Origin of the sequence: Amphritea balenae (genome assembly GCF_003858655.1) — a bacterium.
Taxonomy (GTDB): domain Bacteria; phylum Pseudomonadota; class Gammaproteobacteria; order Pseudomonadales; family Balneatricaceae; genus Amphritea; species Amphritea balenae.
The window spans coordinates 207,153-222,451 of record NZ_RQXV01000003.1; the positions used below are offsets into that span (position 1 = coordinate 207,153).

A 15,299-nucleotide genomic window follows, 5' to 3' on the forward strand; every position below is an offset into this window, starting at 1 on the left:
CTTCCTCTATTATCGACTTAAATCGCACAGGATTTATCGATTCAGGACGCTCAGGTATGGCAACGACTAATGAACCTATCTATGACGGTCTGGCACCGGATCAGATAATTGGCCCAGAACATCACCAGTTCAAACTGACTGCCCAGTTAAAAACCACCCGTTTTGGCCAGCTTTGGCAGGCGGAAGATCAGGCAACCAGTACATCCGTACCCGTCACACTGCAAATATTTGACCCCCGGTTACTTAAACATCAGGGTTTTATTGAATCAGCAAAAAAACATATTGTCCTGAGTAAAAAGTTTAAACACCCGCACCTGGCAGAATACTTTGGTATGTTTCGTCAGAAAGGCGTTTTATTGTTCTTTGCAACCGAGCTGATGGATGGCCTGACCCTGGAACAACTAATGACCAGCGGCCAGGCAAAAAAGCTCAAAGACAAACAAAAGAAAGGCCTGTTACAGCAGCTGGCCAATGCCATAGATACCGCCCATGCCGGGGCAGGACAACCACACCGGGCTCTCAGCCCTGAACTTATCTATATTAATAAAAAAGGTGGGGTCAAACTCAGCGGCTTTGCCTTCGATGAAGCGATGGTCATTGCAGGTGATCTTAACGACTCACCTTCTACGCATCTGGCCTATATGGCACCCGAAGGCTTTCATCCTGCACCACTCACCACCCGGGCTGATATCTACTCTTTTGCCTGTATCATTTATCAGTTATTCAGTGGTAAACCACCCTTCAAAGCCTCAGATGATGAGATGGTAAGGGTACAGAAAGAGCTAAAAAAACCATCCTCATTGAGCCCGCCGCAATGGGAGGTATTACAAACGGCCTTTGCAACAGATCCGATTGAACGCCCCGCTCAGGCCGCTGAACTGTTAAAGAACATTTTTGCTGTTGCGGATGATCCTGATGAAGACCCTGAACCATTAGCTGAAGAAACAAAACAGAGTAGAACTGGTCGTAGAATCGGAATGTTTACTCTACCCGACTGGAGTATCTCCGCTCTGATCTTCGTGTTTGGCTTTTTACTGGGCTTTGCTATCGCATTCTTCTTAGGTTTACAAAATACCGATCAGGTAGAGCAAGCCCTCAATCAAACCCGCGCAGAACTTCAGCAGGTACAAAAAGATATAGCCGAATTACAGGAAACGCTACGGCAAGAAAGAGACGAGCGCTCAGTTGAACTTAAACAGCTGCAAACTGAGCTAAAAAGCCGAACTGAAACCATGGATTCATTGCAAAAAGAGCTGGAGGAAATCAGGTTCGATGATGCAGATAAACTGACCGTTTTCACTGATCAGCTTGAGGATGGCTTTAAAGGCCCGCAGATGGTGATTATGCCCCGCAGTACCTTCACTATGGGCGACCAACAATTGATTGGTGATGATAATGAGCTACCGGCTCACTCGGTTACTATCAGCCATCGCTTTGCCTTGTCCCGCAATGAAGTCAGCTTTAATGATTATGACTATTACGCCCGTACCATGAGCAGACCTCTGCCTGATGATAATGGCTGGGGCCGGGGCAACCGACCTGTTATCAATGTTAGCTGGAAAGAAGCCAAAGCCTACGCACAGTGGCTGGCACTGTTTACCGGCCAACCTTATCGCCTGCCAACAGAAGCGGAATGGGAGTATGTAGCCCGTGCAGGAACTGATACTAATTACTGGTGGGGTGATCAGCTTGAGCCTGAAAGAGCCGTATGTAGCGAGTGCGGTACTGAGTGGGATGGCCAAAAGACTGCACCGGTAGCCTCTTTTCCGGCAAATTCATGGGGCATTCATGATATGAACGGTAATGTCGACGAATGGGTCGAAGACTGTTATCAGGATTCCTACTTTAATGCACCGGATGATGGATCAGCGATGATCGATGGTGACTGTAACTTCAGAGTAATGCGCGGCGGTTCATGGTTTGATATTAGCCGGGTAATCCGCTCCTCCAGTCGCTATCGCCACCCACCGGAAAGCACAAAAAATAGCTGGGGATTCAGAATAGCCCTGGACCTGTCAGACGATACAACTGAGGAATAGTTGATGATACAGACAGTCGATATCAAATATTTATGCCCGGCAATAATAGTGCTCGGCAGCCTGTTACAAATAAGTTCGGTACAGGGCGCTCCACTGCGAGTCGATGCTGACAAACAGCAGGGCTTAAGCATAACCCTTTACAATCAGGATCTGGGGCTGGTCCGTGATGTACGTAATCTTCCTCCAATCAATCAGGACCAAACCCTCTATATAGAAGATGTCAGTCATCAGATAATGAGTGAAACCCTGCAAATTGAAAATGCAGGAAAAGTGCTTGAGCAGAATCTTAATAACAACCTGATATCCACCAGCGCCTTGCTTAAAGCTTATATAGGCAAACCACTTCAACTAGCCAGATTTAACAGCGTCAGTGGCACTGAAACTATCACCGATGCCCGCCTGCTCAGCGTTCAGGGTAATCAGGCAGTAGTAGAACATCAGGGCCGTATAGAGACCCTCCCGGTCAATCAGCAGGGCTGGCGCTTTATCTTTCCTAAGCTTCCTGAAGGAATGCAGGCACGCCCAAGCCTAGAAATACGCTCACAGGGAACCAAAAAGGCCGGCGAAGCAGTACTCACCTATCTGACCCGCGGTTTAAACTGGCAGATGGATTATGCGTTAGTACTCCAACAAGAAGGGACGCAACTTAGCTTAGATGGCATGGCAACCTTGCGTAACCAAACCGGAGTAGATTTCAAAAACAGCCAGATTCTGTTGATGGCCGGTCAGGTCAATCAGCCACCCAGAGTAATGCAGCAACGTTTCAAAGCTGAAGCGATGTTGGCTGATGCAGCGCCCCGTGGCGGTTCACCTGAAGCATTTCAGGACTATCAACTTTATCGTTTACCACAACAGGCTAGTCTTCTTAATGGCCAGACCAAGCAAGTTAGCCTGATTAGTGCTGAGCAGATAAATTCCAGTAAGTCTTACCATTACCGTTTTCCGGTTTTTCCATCCTTAGATAGACAATCCTACGACCAGAAGCCGGATATAAAAGTCAGTTTTGAAAACAAAGCCAGTGATGGGCTGGGATTTCCATTGCCTGCGGGCACCGCCCGGGTATTCAGCCCTGATAGTGAAGGCTTACGCCACTTTATCGGCAGCGCCCAGATTCGCCATACCAGCAAAGGTCAGAAGGTAGAACTGGCCGTCGGTAAAGCCTTTGATATTACAATCAAACGACGTCAGACCGAATTCAAGAAAAACTACGATAGTCACCTGGTAACGCAAGAAATCACGCTCCTGAACAGCCGTAAACAGGGCGCTACCGTTAACCTGAACGCTGACTTCAGTCAGCCATGGAAAATACGCGACAGTAATCATCCGTTTACCAAAATCAATGCTAGCCAGAACCGCTGGCAGATCGAGGTACCAGGCGAAGGTCAGGTCACTCTAAGGTTTAAAGCAGAGCTTACTAAGCGCTGATGTCAACAACAGATAGCACACCGGAGCAGGCAGAATACCGGTCATCCCAGATACCACGGTTCTGCCTGTTGCTACATGAGAACGAGCCTTTGCGGCCCAGCGGAACAGCGCCACTGATCAAAAGCTGCCTACCCGATACGCTTAGCTTCATCTGGCAACGTAAAGAGATCGACTCTGAGTTTCTGAGGTTGCTGGACGACCCCCAGTATCAACCCTATTTAATCTTTCCTGCAGACCGACCCGGCACACAACACCGGACGGTGAATAAACTGATAAGCAGTGATCGTCGCCCCCTGTTCATCATTCCTGATGGTACCTGGAAAGAGGTTCGGAAAATTGTTCGTAAAAGCCCCTATCTGGATCAGCTACCTATGCTGAGCCTGACCCCTGACAGTAGTACGGAATACCGGTTACGCCGCAACCCGGACCGGGATCATCTTTGTACCAGTGAGATCGCCGAACTATTGTTAAAGCCTTTTCAGCCAAAGCTAAGCTTTGCACTTCAGCAAGCATTGCAACAATTTCAGCTCGATTATTATCAAACACAAGATTAGCCCTGGGCTGTAATACCTGTCAGTTTCGCCTGCCAGAAGCCCGCCTCAGACTCTGATACATCCAGTCCTAGTTCACCCTCAGAATAAGCATCGACCATTCGTCGTAACGCCAGAACATGACCCTGTTCTGCCGCTGCCTGATAATAACGACAGGCTTTTTCCTGCGACATAGGAAAATTCTGATAACCCTGTTCAAAGATCTTCCCCATCTGGTAAGCCGCTTTCATATCCCCTTTATCTGCCGCACGCTCCAGATAGATAGCCCCCTGCACCTTATTTGTTTCTCCCTCACCACGGTAAAACAGCAAATGCCCATAGACTGAAAGAGCCCGGACACTGCCATTATCTGCGGCATAACGAAATAGCTTCATCACTAAGCGGTGCTTACGGGGTGATTTTTTAAACAACGGCATACGAAAAAGTTGAAAGCTAATCCAGCCCAGTAAAGGTGCTAACAGAGTCATAACAAGCCGCATATAAAATCCTGTAAATCATGAATACTTAACCAATACAATATCAGATATGCGGAGGAGTCGACTAACAAGTCCGAAACACCTCTGGCTTTCAGAGCAATTCGAGATCAAGGCAGCTTACCCAAAGGGCATGATAATTACAGGCATGCTGGTGGCCTGTCGAAAATAGCTAACGTAGAGATCGTTTTGCTCTGTAAGCCCCCCTCTTTTGAAAAGAGGGGGCAGGCACTAAAATAGTCTCCTGCGGTGTCAGGCAGCTTGGAAAGGATTAATCATTCCGCTGCGCTACCTTCCGTGCATTAGACTATTTTTGTGCCTGAAGAGAAAGATTCGGACTTATTAGTAGATTCCTGGATTAAAACCAACAAAAACTGTGTCTTTAGTGTACTTCGACTATCACTTGCTATAACCCGTTTATTACGCTTAAATCATTATCAGTTTTTGAATAGACATTTATTTTTTTATACTCTAATGGAATAAACCAAGTACAAAGTTGAGCCTTCGCAAGTAAGCGCACTTTGTGCCTGGTCGCTTTATCGTAAGCCACTCTTAGTAAGCCACTTTGGCGTAGTGACAGGAACTAATATGAAAACCTTTGAAGATAACTCACTGACCATTGGTGCAACTCCTCTGGTACATCTGAACCGAATTGCTCCAGGAAAAAAAATCTTTGCCAAGCTGGAAAGCCGTAACCCGGCAGGATCAGTGAAATGTCGTATCGGTGCTAATATGATCTGGGCCGCTGAAAAAGATGGCTCACTAAAACCCGGCATGACGCTGGTCGAACCAACCTCGGGTAACACCGGTGTTGCTCTGGCATTTGTTGCTGCATCCCGGGGTTATAATCTGGCCCTCACTATGCCCTCTTCTATGAGCCTTGAACGTCGTCAGTTAATGAAGGCACTAGGTGCAGAGATTGTACTGACCGAACCGGCAAAGGGTATGAAAGGCGCCATTGAAAAAGCACAGCAACTGGTCGACAGTAATTCTGATACTCACCTGATGCTGCAACAGTTTGAAAATCCGGCGAACCCGGCTATTCATGAGCAGACGACCGGTCCGGAAATATGGAATGATACCGATGGCGGTATTGATGTACTGGTATCGGGTGTCGGTACCGGCGGTACTATTTCAGGTATCTCCCGTTATATTAAGCAGCAACAAGGTAAAGCGATCACATCTGTCGCTGTAGAGCCGGTAGACTCACCGGTTATAACCCAGGCCCGCAATGGCGAAGAACTGACGCCATCACCCCATAAAATCCAGGGTATCGGCGCGGGTTTCATCCCTAAGAACCTGGATCTTTCGATAGTTGACCAGGTCGAACAGGTTAGCAATGACGATGCCATTAATATGGCTCGCCAACTGATGACTCAGGAAGGCATTCTCGCAGGTATCTCCTGTGGTGCTGCGATTACTGCAGCTATTCGTCAAGCTGAGTTACCGGAAAATGCCGATAAGATGATTGTTGTCATTTTGCCGGACTCAGGTGAACGATACCTGTCTACCCCGCTGTTCGAAGGTATGTTCAGCGACAATGAAAAGGTGCAGTAATAAGCCTCCGCTGTAATAGCTATTGGTAAAGCCCATAATTATTACAGGCAGAAAAAAAACCGGACAATGTCCGGTTTTTTATCTTACGAAATAATCAGTTAAGCTTATCTATTTCAGATCTTAGCTATCAGTTAACCATCTTTCGAATTTCATCATGGCTGGGAAAGGTTGGCAGATGATCGACAAAGGTACGGCCATCACTCAGTTGTTTTACCGAATACCAGCGGGCTTTACGCTCCTGTCCTTCAAAATGACCGTCTACCTCAAAGTTTTCTCCGTCTACACCTAGTACAGCAATTGTTCTTGTTATCGCCTCGGTACGCATATTCAGGCTCCGTCTTTTCTTTTTTGCACTCTGTTCGTCAGTCCCTTGCGTCCATTTTTTTGTGCTCTGACCTAAAATCATTCTACAAAACATGTCACAGAATAATTTTCCTAATCCCTTAAGCATAGCCTAACAAGCGTTTCTGACAAATCGATGACAGTCGCTGTTGGTCTGCTAATCAGGATTTCAGCGCCATGAGCCAGTCAACCGAAGGTGCAAAAAAAGCCTGCCCGGTTACAGCCTGACTGTAACCTAACAGGTGGTCCGCATGCCCATGCTCATCACCCCGAATCATACTATTCAACATCGATCTGAATGGCTCAGGGCTACGGCCATAAGAAGCAAACAACAGGCCTTTGCGGCTCAGATCACCGTAGGGCATGCTATGACGTAAAATCTCAACAGATTGCCCCTCAGCGTCTTTCAGCGAAACCCGCTTTGTATGGGAAAATGCAGCTTTATCTGCACTTGAATACTCAATATTATCCGCTTTAGTCCGGCCGATAATATCTTCCTGCTGCTTAACCTGAATCCGATTCCAGGCATCAAGATCATGCTCATAGCGCTGCAGGTGAATATAACTGCCACCCGCAAACACAGCGTCATCATCTCCTACTACCGCAACGTCAATCCGGTGCTCACCTTCGGGGTTTTCAGTACCATCGACAAAACCTGTCAGGTCTCTGCTATCCAGATAACGAAAACCATGTACTTCTTCAACCAGACTGACAACACCGGATAACAGAGCAGATACCCGTGATGCCAGCTCATAGTTCAGATCATGGCGTTCCGAGCGAATATGAAAAAGCAGATCTGCTGGCGTTTCAGGGGCCGATTGTTCAGCACTCATTTCTGGAAAATGAACCAGTTCAGCTGGCCGCTGTTCCGGACTCAGGAGGTTCCAGTAATGACTGCCAACCGCCACCGTGATATGCAGATCAGCCTCGGGATACTGACGTCGAAACTCAGTTTCAAGCTCAGGACAACTCGCCAATACAGAACTAACCTGACTTAGGGCATTGTCCGTACGTTCAGCATTCAGCGTTATGAAGATGGCATCACTGTTTGCCGCAGCGATGACCCCTGACTGAAAACCCTTGTACTGATTCTGCTGAGGCTTATCCTTCTGAAACTGAGCCGTATCTGACATGGTCTTGCTCCTGACATAACTGATTCATTTAATACAGTATAAAAGCTCAAGAGCTGAAGGTATGTTTAACTCTTGCTATAGCTGCTATTGAAATTAAGTATTAACATTCCTGTTCACGCTTTATTAACCGGTACGACTGGTGACAAGGATCCATCTGACAGATCGTCTGAGAGCGTTTCCCGCTCAGTAAAGCCAAAATCCTCAAGAATACTGTACGCCGCAGGCAACACCATCAATAGCAGCACTGTTGCTGTCATCATGCCAAACACCAGGCTGCAAACTAATGGTACTAACACCTGCGCCTGAAGACTGGTTTCAGATAGCAGCGGCAGCATACCTGCCACAGTGGTAACTGAGGTGAGAAAAATAGCTCTGAACCGGTCACGCACCGCCTGCCCGGCCGCATCATGCAGGCTCATACCTTCCAGACTGCGGCTTTTAACAAACTCCACCAGCAATATAGAGTCATTCACCACGACGCCGGCCAGCGCAACAAAGCCGATCATACTGGGTAAACTCAGATCCAACCCCATCAGCATATGCCCCCAAACCACACCGATAAAGGCTAAAGGAATATTCAGCAATACGATCACCGGCTCCTTATAATTGGCAAACTGAAAGCTCAATAGCAGGTAGACACCCGCAAGCCCCAGTAAGAAACCACTGACAACCGAACCACTGGTTTCCTGATCATTCTTTACCTCACCTTCCAAACTAAAACTGATACCTGGATAACGCTCGGTCAGCTGAGTCAGGTAGTTCAGCTTAATATCACTGATCACTGCCGATGTATTTGCCAGCGACGAATCCACATCACCGGTTACAGTAACCGTGCGCTGATGGTTAATACGTACTATGCGGGAGTATTCTCGTTGAGATGCAACATTAGCAATGGCAGTCAGCGGGATATCCTCACCCGCCGAATTGAAAATGGTCAGGTTTTCAAATTCAGTAAAAGCCTGGGATGCTTCATTATCCAATTTGACATTTATCTCGTAAGCTTCGTTACCGCGATACACATCACTAACCTTAACACCCTGATATGCCGCTCGTAGCTGCGAGGCCAGCTGTTGTGCGTTCAGACCTGAGTTAAGTGCGCCAGCCTGCAGCTCAACCCGCAATTGAGGCTTACCGGGACGCAGATCCGACATCACATTACTAACGCCGGTATAGCCTTTTATCCAGCCCTGTAATTGCCAGGATGCCTGATACAACTGATCAAGATCCTCGCCCTGCAGTCGGATCGAGATCGCCTGTCCGGCAGGCCCCATAACAGGTTCTTTAAACTGCACTGCAATTGCATCTCTGAATTGCGGTGAGTTTTTCAGCCACAAACGTTTCAGCTCGACTAATGAAGTATGACGTTTCTCTGCGTCCAGCAGATCAAGGCTAATGGTCGCCAGATGTTCACCTTCTTCATTGGCATCAGCATTACTACTGAAAGTCACCAACCTGTTACGCACCAACTTTCCATCAGGCTCTGGCGGCAGGCTGGCCAGGGATTGATCCAGGCTAAATAATAGCTGATTCACTACCTCTTCCGTACGTTCAAAGGGGGTCCCCTGAGGCAGCATTATACGCGCCTGTAACCGGTTTCCTTCTATATCGGGAAAGCCTTTAAACTTCACTACCCCGGCAGCCATCATACCGACCGAAATAATCAGCATAAAGATCGCCATAGCAACACTGAAATAGCGGTAACGGATCGACCAGTCGGCCATCTTTCCAACCCGATCTCTGAGCTTTGCAAAGCCAGCCTCAAAACGGTCACGCCAACCCGCCTCATCGGATTCTGACTGACGACTCAACGAATGTTGCAGATGATGTGGCAGGATCAGAAACGCTTCGATCAGACTGACAGTGAGCACCGCCAGTAAGACCACAGGTAGCACACCAAGAATCTGTCCCATGTCACCTTTAAGGAATAGCAAACTCCCAAACAGAATAGCTGAGGTTATAAACGAAGAACTAATCCCCCGGGCAACTTTCTGTATACCATCAACCGCGGCCTGAAAAGGGGTTTTCCCCTTACGGAACTCGGTTTCGATACTCTCAGAGAGTACGATCGCATCATCCATCAGAATACCGATCGCCATCAACAACGCGACCATGGAGATCATATTGATACTAATACCAATAGCCGACATCACGACTAATCCGCCAAGGAACGAAATAGGTAATCCCATCGCGACCCAGAAGGTGTAGCGCCAGCCAAAGAACATAAACAGCGTCAGCGTTGCCAATAACAAGCCCTGCCAGCCATTAGTTAACAGCAACGACAAACGGTCTTTTACGATAGAAGCCGCATCCTGGGTAATGACCAGAGACGTGCCTTCCGGTAAACGACTATTCTCCAGGTCGGTAAATTGTTTGACTGCATTGAAGACCTTAAGCGAATCATCGCTGCTATTCTTACTGATCTCAATCAGAGCTGCCGGCAGACCATTCAATTCTATGCGCTGCTCAGGTACTTCAAACAGATCTTCTACTGTTGCGATATCTCCCAGCCGTAACTGGCCACCTTGTTCTGTGGTGAGAATAACCAGATCTTCCAGCTCAGCTACGCTGCGCCGGGCATTTTCAATCCGCACCTGATAAGTGCCATGCAGGGCATCGATATCACCGGCAGGCAGATCCAGCGCCTGAGTCCGGATAAGGTTAGCAATATCATCAATACTGAGTTTATATTGCCGCAGGGCATAGGGTTTTACACTGACGCTCAGCTCATGCTCAGAAAAACCAGTCACGGTCGCTATGGGCACGCCCGGTAAAGCCAATAATTTATTACGGTAGTACTCTGCCAGCGCTTTCAGCTCCACCATGGTCGCATCAGATGAGATCGCAACACTCACCACCGGCTCAGTTCGTCCCAACTCCTTTACAACCGGATCTTCTGCATCTGAAGGAAAGTCCGTTATCGCATCTACCGCCGCATTAACATCATCGACAAACTGCTTAATGTCGCCGGACTCCTGCATATCAAGTGTCAGCGTACCCAGGTTATCCCGCGCTTCACACTTCTGCTCGTCCATAAAACTGATGCCGTCGGTGGCATCTTCGAGTCTGTTACAGATGCCATCTTCCACATCTGATGGACTGGCTCCCGGATAGGCTACAGTGACACTCACCCGGTTCAGGTCAACTTCGGGGAAAGTCTCTTTTTTCAATGTTGGCAGAGCCACCAGACCAAGCAATACGATCGCCACCATGAGAATATTTCCGGCGGTAGGATGCCCGGCAAAGAAACGAATCATTATTCAGCACTCCCGCTAAATGCCAGATCAGCATCGGAGGCAACCGCGTTTAGTTCTTCCTGATAACGAGGTTCCGTTACCGGCGCCAGTGGCATCCCCTTTATCACCGGAATCAGGTCATTCACTATCACCTTATCCCCCTCAGTCAGCCCCTCTGAGATAAGCGCAAAATCGCCCTGGGTAAACAGAACTTCTATCGCCCTGATTTCAAGCTTTTGATCTTTTCCTACCAGATAAACACGACCTTCATGGATCGCTTTACGGGGAATAATCAGCGCATCTATCGCCGGTGCATAGAGGTCAACCGCGGTATACATTCCCTTAATCAGGGGAGGTCTTTTACCTGGAATTATTTTTTCATAAGGATTATCTACCGCCACGACAATGCCCAGCGTCCGACGTACCGGATCGATAGATTCAGAGAAACGCACAACCTCAGCCTGCCAAACGGCCTGTTCCTGCCCTCCAACTAAACTTACCTTAGCTTTCAGCCCTAGTTGCTGCAGAGCCTCTCCCATTTTCGCCGTAGACAAATTTGCACCACTGACCAACTTAGCCATCTGCTGTATAGGCAGTTGTGCTGTAATCTCAACCCGATCAGTCGCCAGGGCTTCAAACAGTGCAGTGCCGGTCGAAACATACTCACCCTTTTCGACAGGCACAGTGCCAATTCGAGCATCAAATGGCATATAAAGCTCAGTACGTCCCAGGTTGGTTTGCTGACTGCGTACCTGCTGGGATGCTCGTTCAATCTGAGCCTGCGCCGATGCCCTGCGGCTGACATAGGTATTCAACTGACCTTGCAGATCCGAGACATTTTGCTGTAGCTGCAATACATTCTGCTTTTCAGCATCCATTACCGAGCGCGCAATCAAACGCTTTTCCCACAGCTCCTGAATTCGCTGTAGCTCTTTTCGTCCTACGTTCAGGTTGTCCTGAGCCAGACGCAACGAACGTCGACTGGTTTTTTCCTCTTCATCCAACTGCTGTAACGAGGACAGGTTGGATTTCAGATCTGCTTCACTCTGCTTCAGCGATACCTCTACATCTTCCGGGTCTATTCGTAACACCAGAGTACCAGCAGAGATACTGCCGCCTGACTTTAGATCGGGATGCATATAGCTGATCTTGCCACTCACTTCGGCTCTGTTTTGCAAAGCGACACTGTGCTCTACGCTGCCATATGCCGTTGTCATCGGATGTATTTTCTGTGCAACTACATCAATCACATCTACCTGTTTAGGTGCCAGTTCAGCACTCTGACGCTCTACCGGTGCTTTATTACGTACCATCAACATAACAATGAGAACGGCCAGCGCTACAACACCAAAAAATACCAGCGGCTTTTGAAAAAATGCTTTCATGTGCGTATTCCAGACAGGAAGTATAAAAAAAGATCAATATCAACAGTATATAGCAACCGAATTTGCTACCGACAAACTTTACAGTAATTTACAAACAGCCTTTGTCGCAGAGCCTTTTAAAAGAACCGTTAACTAAACTGTTAAGCAGAGCAACGAAATAATTGAGATGAATCAGGAAGAAAAGTTTAAGCAAGAGAAGTTAACGATAAAGCTGTTCTGATCCGTACTTCAGCTCCAGGGGTAAACGCTCTTTGCGACTCATTCCTTTGACCACCAGGCCATAGGAACGATCAATCATTCGTTCAACTTCACCTGCGGGAATAGAACCATCCAACATGACCGTATTCCAGTGACGCTTATTCATATGATAGCCGGGCAATACCGCATCAAAAATATCACGCAGCATCACTGCTTCTTCAGGATCGCACTTGAGGTTCATATGGGCGATGGGGTTATCTTGCAGATCCCGTTCATGGGTAAGGGTGGCAAACATTTTATTGCGCACCTTGAATACCGCTACATGAGGGTAAAAAGGGAAATCCTCCCAGGCATCAGGGCGGCTTAAAAGATAATCCCGGGCCGTGTCATACTGCATCTGGCATTCCTCTGCACAGTTCCTGCTCAGTACACATTGAACAATGTTGCCAACCTATTCTGCTATGCAAATTGTGTTTCTACAAATGCGACCCGCTCTTCAGCCGTCATCACCTGGTCTCCAATAGCCTCAATTGATTGTAAGCGGCCACTTAATCCCCGGCTATTTGCTATCTGAATAGCCAACCCCGGCCGGGCATTCAGCTCGAGTAACATGGGGCCATGCCTGGCATCTAAAACAATATCCACCCCCAGATAACCAAGGCCCGACATTTCAAAACAGTGAGCGCCCATGTGCAGTAAACGATGCCAGTCGCTGATGCGTATATCGGTTAACGGCATACCCGTATCGGGATGATCGGTTACCGGCCGGTCAAACTGCACTGCATGGGACGCCACACCCGTAGCAATATCAAGACCTACACCGACAGCTCCCTGATGCAAATTAGCTTTGCCGTCTGAAGCGGCTGTCGAAAGCCGCATCATCGCCATCACAGGAAAGCCCCTGAAGACGATAATACGGATATCAGGCACCCCTTCATAACTGTAATGAATAAACTGTTCATCAAAATGGATCAGATCTTCAATAATCGCTTTATCAGGCTGTCCGCCAAGAGAATAAAGCCCGGCAAGAATATTGGACGTATGCCGTTTAATATCAACCAGGCTCAGGGCCTGATTGTTCGGTTTAAAATACTGTTCATCATCATGGTCATGGATAACCAGAATACCTTTACCACCACTCCCTTTTGAGGGCTTAATACAAAACGCTTCCCGGTTGTGCAGCAGCTCAGCTATCTCACGCACCTGATGCTGATACCGAACTACGCCCAACAGATCAGGTACTTTCAGACCGGCAGCCAGTGCCAGTTTCTTGGTTTTCAACTTATCATCAACCAGAGGAAACAGACGGCGCTCATTGTGCCGGGATATGTAATCAATATTACGCTCATTCATCCCCAGCACACCCAGATCACGTAACTTTCCTGATGAGATAAACCAGCCCATCACTCTGGCTTCCTGTTATCGACCGAGGCATTTTTTCCAGGCAGTGCCCCTGACTGGTCCTGCGGTGTAAGTGGACTAAAGCGTATCAATTCAATAAGACGGTAGCCGGTATAGCTACCTAACAACAATACAAACGCCAGTAACACCAGCTGTAAGCCTGGAAAATTAAATGTCAGATGCTGGACATAAGAGTTAGACATCACCATATAAGCCAACAATGCCACCAGCAAAGAACCACCACCCTGTTTCATTACTTCAGTACCACCCTCCTCTTCCCACAGCAGCGACATACGTTCAATAGTCCAGGCAATAATAATCATGGGGAAGAAAATAATATTCAGACCTTCAACAATACGCAGGTTATAGGCGATCACCGAAAACGTCGCCGTCAGCAAAATAACCACGATGATCACAGCACTGATACGGGCAACTAATAATAAATTCAGACGGGAGAGATAACTTCGGACGATCAGACCGGAAGCCACTATCAGTACAAATCCGGCCAGCCCTGCTCCTAGTGCTGTTTGCATCAGTGCTAAAGCGATCAACACCGGCATAAAAGTACCTGAGGTCCGTAAACCCACCAGGACCCGCATCAGCATGACGACCATTACGCCGACCGGTATCAGCAGCAGCCCACGAAACAGTTGCTGTTCCTGTAAAGGCAAACTATGCAGTGACACCTGCGCCGCACTGTCATCCTGATACTTCTGTTCAATCGCCTGCTGCACCGAAACTACATCACGTTGCATAGCAAAACTGACCCGTGTATTTCGCCCTCCCTCAAGATCTGTCAGGGGCCGATCACCCATCTCCCAGATCAGTAGACGCTGGGGCCGCCCCTCTTTACCGGTACTCAGATTAAAAAAGGCTACCTCATCACCTTCATACACCATCAGATATTGATGTGTTTCCTGGTTACGTCGGCCGTGACGTAATCTGAGCGCAGTGACCTGACGCGCAGAGATACCTGCCAACCGCATCAATAACATCGCTGCGGCGGGCTGATCCCGGTTCTGTTCAAGTAACTGCACTTGTTGATTCTCTGATAGCAATGCATTCAGTAGCTGGGCCGCCAATGTAATCTGGCTTGCCGACTGCTGCCTTGCTTGCTGAATTAAACGATTCGCCGCCAGGGTAACGGGTTCAGGTAATATCGGCGCAGGAGCTATCGGTGGTGGCGCTGCCCACGCAGGACTACCTACCGGGTCCAGCAGAAAACGAGCACGATAATAGAGTACCTGCTTACCTGCCGCCTGCTGCGTCGACCAACGAACCGCAGGAGTATCCTCTTCCGTCAGATAACTTAATCCATATCCCGGAGACGCTGTACCCTGTTCCAACAAAGTAAAGCCCGGTTGTGAACGGGGAATAGCCAACTGTACAACAACGCCTTCGCCCTTAGCGGTAAACTCCAGTCGCGCTTCAACACTCCAGACTTCACGAATCTCGCCCGGCAACCAGGGTACTTCAAGATTCAGGTGTCGATATACAGCACTGCCTAGCCCTAGCCCAACCAACAGGATAATCAGAAGATAAAATGGTATTTTCTGCTGCAT

Annotated in this window: 12 protein-coding genes; 4 read left to right on the plus strand and 8 right to left on the minus strand. The window is 48.2% G+C overall.

What is annotated here, in order from left to right; genetic code table 11:
* Positions 1-56 precede the first annotated feature (56 nt).
* From EHS89_RS07555 to EHS89_RS07565, 3 genes are read left to right on the plus strand one after another with little or no spacing between them, the layout of a single operon-like run.
* The gene (locus EHS89_RS07555) at positions 57-2,039 is read left to right on the plus strand and encodes an SUMF1/EgtB/PvdO family nonheme iron enzyme (protein WP_124925526.1); all 1,983 of its coding nucleotides are present in this window, start codon (positions 57-59) and stop codon (positions 2,037-2,039) included.
* A 3-nt stretch (positions 2,040-2,042) separates the two neighbouring features.
* Positions 2,043-3,464, plus strand: coding sequence for a DUF4139 domain-containing protein (locus tag EHS89_RS07560; RefSeq protein ID WP_124925527.1), 1,422 nt, complete (start codon positions 2,043-2,045; stop codon positions 3,462-3,464).
* Positions 3,464-4,018: a tRNA-uridine aminocarboxypropyltransferase gene (locus tag EHS89_RS07565; protein ID WP_124925528.1), complete on the plus strand. Its 555-nt coding sequence runs from the start codon at positions 3,464-3,466 to the stop codon at positions 4,016-4,018. Before EHS89_RS07560 ends, EHS89_RS07565 begins: the two co-directional genes overlap by 1 nt.
* Here EHS89_RS07565 and EHS89_RS07570 read toward each other — a convergent pair.
* Entirely contained in the window at positions 4,015-4,494 is a 480-nt protein-coding gene (locus EHS89_RS07570; protein ID WP_124925529.1) for a tetratricopeptide repeat protein, read from the minus strand. The genes EHS89_RS07565 and EHS89_RS07570 overlap by 4 nt on opposite strands.
* Positions 4,495-5,076: 582 nt before the next feature.
* Between EHS89_RS07570 and cysK the strand changes: the two genes are divergently transcribed.
* Positions 5,077-6,045 carry a cysteine synthase A gene (cysK, locus tag EHS89_RS07575; RefSeq protein ID WP_124925530.1) on the plus strand — a complete coding sequence of 323 codons (969 nt, stop codon included), beginning with the start codon at positions 5,077-5,079 and terminating at the stop codon, positions 6,043-6,045.
* 127 nt (positions 6,046-6,172) lie between these two features.
* On the opposite strand, the gene EHS89_RS07580 is transcribed toward cysK, so the two are convergent.
* From EHS89_RS07580 to EHS89_RS07610, 7 genes are all read right to left on the minus strand, one after another.
* Complete coding sequence (locus tag EHS89_RS07580; protein WP_124925531.1) at positions 6,173-6,370, minus strand: hypothetical protein; 198 nt, start codon at positions 6,368-6,370, stop codon at positions 6,173-6,175.
* 178 nt (positions 6,371-6,548) lie between these two features.
* On the minus strand, positions 6,549-7,520 hold the full coding sequence (locus EHS89_RS07585; protein ID WP_124925532.1) for a Dyp-type peroxidase: 972 nt from the start codon (positions 7,518-7,520) through the stop codon (positions 6,549-6,551).
* A gap of 113 nt (positions 7,521-7,633) precedes the next feature.
* Positions 7,634-10,774 carry an efflux RND transporter permease subunit gene (locus tag EHS89_RS07590; protein WP_124925533.1) on the minus strand — a complete coding sequence of 1,047 codons (3,141 nt, stop codon included), beginning with the start codon at positions 10,772-10,774 and terminating at the stop codon, positions 7,634-7,636.
* Positions 10,774-12,138 carry an efflux RND transporter periplasmic adaptor subunit gene (locus tag EHS89_RS07595; RefSeq protein ID WP_124925534.1) on the minus strand — a complete coding sequence of 455 codons (1,365 nt, stop codon included), beginning with the start codon at positions 12,136-12,138 and terminating at the stop codon, positions 10,774-10,776. The genes EHS89_RS07590 and EHS89_RS07595 overlap by 1 nt, the downstream gene beginning before the upstream one ends.
* A gap of 199 nt (positions 12,139-12,337) precedes the next feature.
* Positions 12,338-12,733, minus strand: a complete 396-nt coding sequence (locus EHS89_RS07600) for an MmcQ/YjbR family DNA-binding protein (protein ID WP_124925535.1) — start codon at positions 12,731-12,733, stop codon at positions 12,338-12,340.
* Between the two features lie 62 nt (positions 12,734-12,795).
* A complete protein-coding gene (locus EHS89_RS07605; RefSeq protein WP_124925536.1) occupies positions 12,796-13,740 on the minus strand; it encodes an alpha-L-glutamate ligase-like protein in 945 nt (314 codons plus the stop codon).
* Complete coding sequence (locus EHS89_RS07610; RefSeq protein ID WP_124925537.1) at positions 13,740-15,299, minus strand: UUP1 family membrane protein; 1,560 nt, start codon at positions 15,297-15,299, stop codon at positions 13,740-13,742. Before EHS89_RS07610 ends, EHS89_RS07605 begins: the two co-directional genes overlap by 1 nt.

What these genes read in the sequence shown, in the direction of transcription:
- EHS89_RS07605 (WP_124925536.1), bottom strand. Translation starts at nt 13,740, where the DNA reads ATGGGCTGGTTTATCTCATCAGGAAAGTTACGTGATCTGGGTGTGCTG.
- EHS89_RS07590 (WP_124925533.1), bottom strand. Translation starts at nt 10,774, where the DNA reads ATGATTCGTTTCTTTGCCGGGCATCCTACCGCCGGAAATATTCTCATG.
- EHS89_RS07610 (WP_124925537.1), bottom strand. Translation starts at nt 15,299, where the DNA reads ATGCAGCAGAAAATACCATTTTATCTTCTGATTATCCTGTTGGTTGGG.
- EHS89_RS07580 (WP_124925531.1), bottom strand. Translation starts at nt 6,370, where the DNA reads ATGCGTACCGAGGCGATAACAAGAACAATTGCTGTACTAGGTGTAGAC.
- cysK (WP_124925530.1), top strand. Translation starts at nt 5,077, where the DNA reads ATGAAAACCTTTGAAGATAACTCACTGACCATTGGTGCAACTCCTCTG.
- EHS89_RS07595 (WP_124925534.1), bottom strand. Translation starts at nt 12,138, where the DNA reads ATGAAAGCATTTTTTCAAAAGCCGCTGGTATTTTTTGGTGTTGTAGCG.
- EHS89_RS07565 (WP_124925528.1), top strand. Translation starts at nt 3,464, where the DNA reads ATGTCAACAACAGATAGCACACCGGAGCAGGCAGAATACCGGTCATCC.
- EHS89_RS07585 (WP_124925532.1), bottom strand. Translation starts at nt 7,520, where the DNA reads ATGTCAGATACGGCTCAGTTTCAGAAGGATAAGCCTCAGCAGAATCAG.
- EHS89_RS07600 (WP_124925535.1), bottom strand. Translation starts at nt 12,733, where the DNA reads ATGCAGTATGACACGGCCCGGGATTATCTTTTAAGCCGCCCTGATGCC.
- EHS89_RS07560 (WP_124925527.1), top strand. Translation starts at nt 2,043, where the DNA reads ATGATACAGACAGTCGATATCAAATATTTATGCCCGGCAATAATAGTG.
- EHS89_RS07570 (WP_124925529.1), bottom strand. Translation starts at nt 4,494, where the DNA reads ATGCGGCTTGTTATGACTCTGTTAGCACCTTTACTGGGCTGGATTAGC.
- EHS89_RS07555 (WP_124925526.1), top strand. Translation starts at nt 57, where the DNA reads ATGGCAACGACTAATGAACCTATCTATGACGGTCTGGCACCGGATCAG.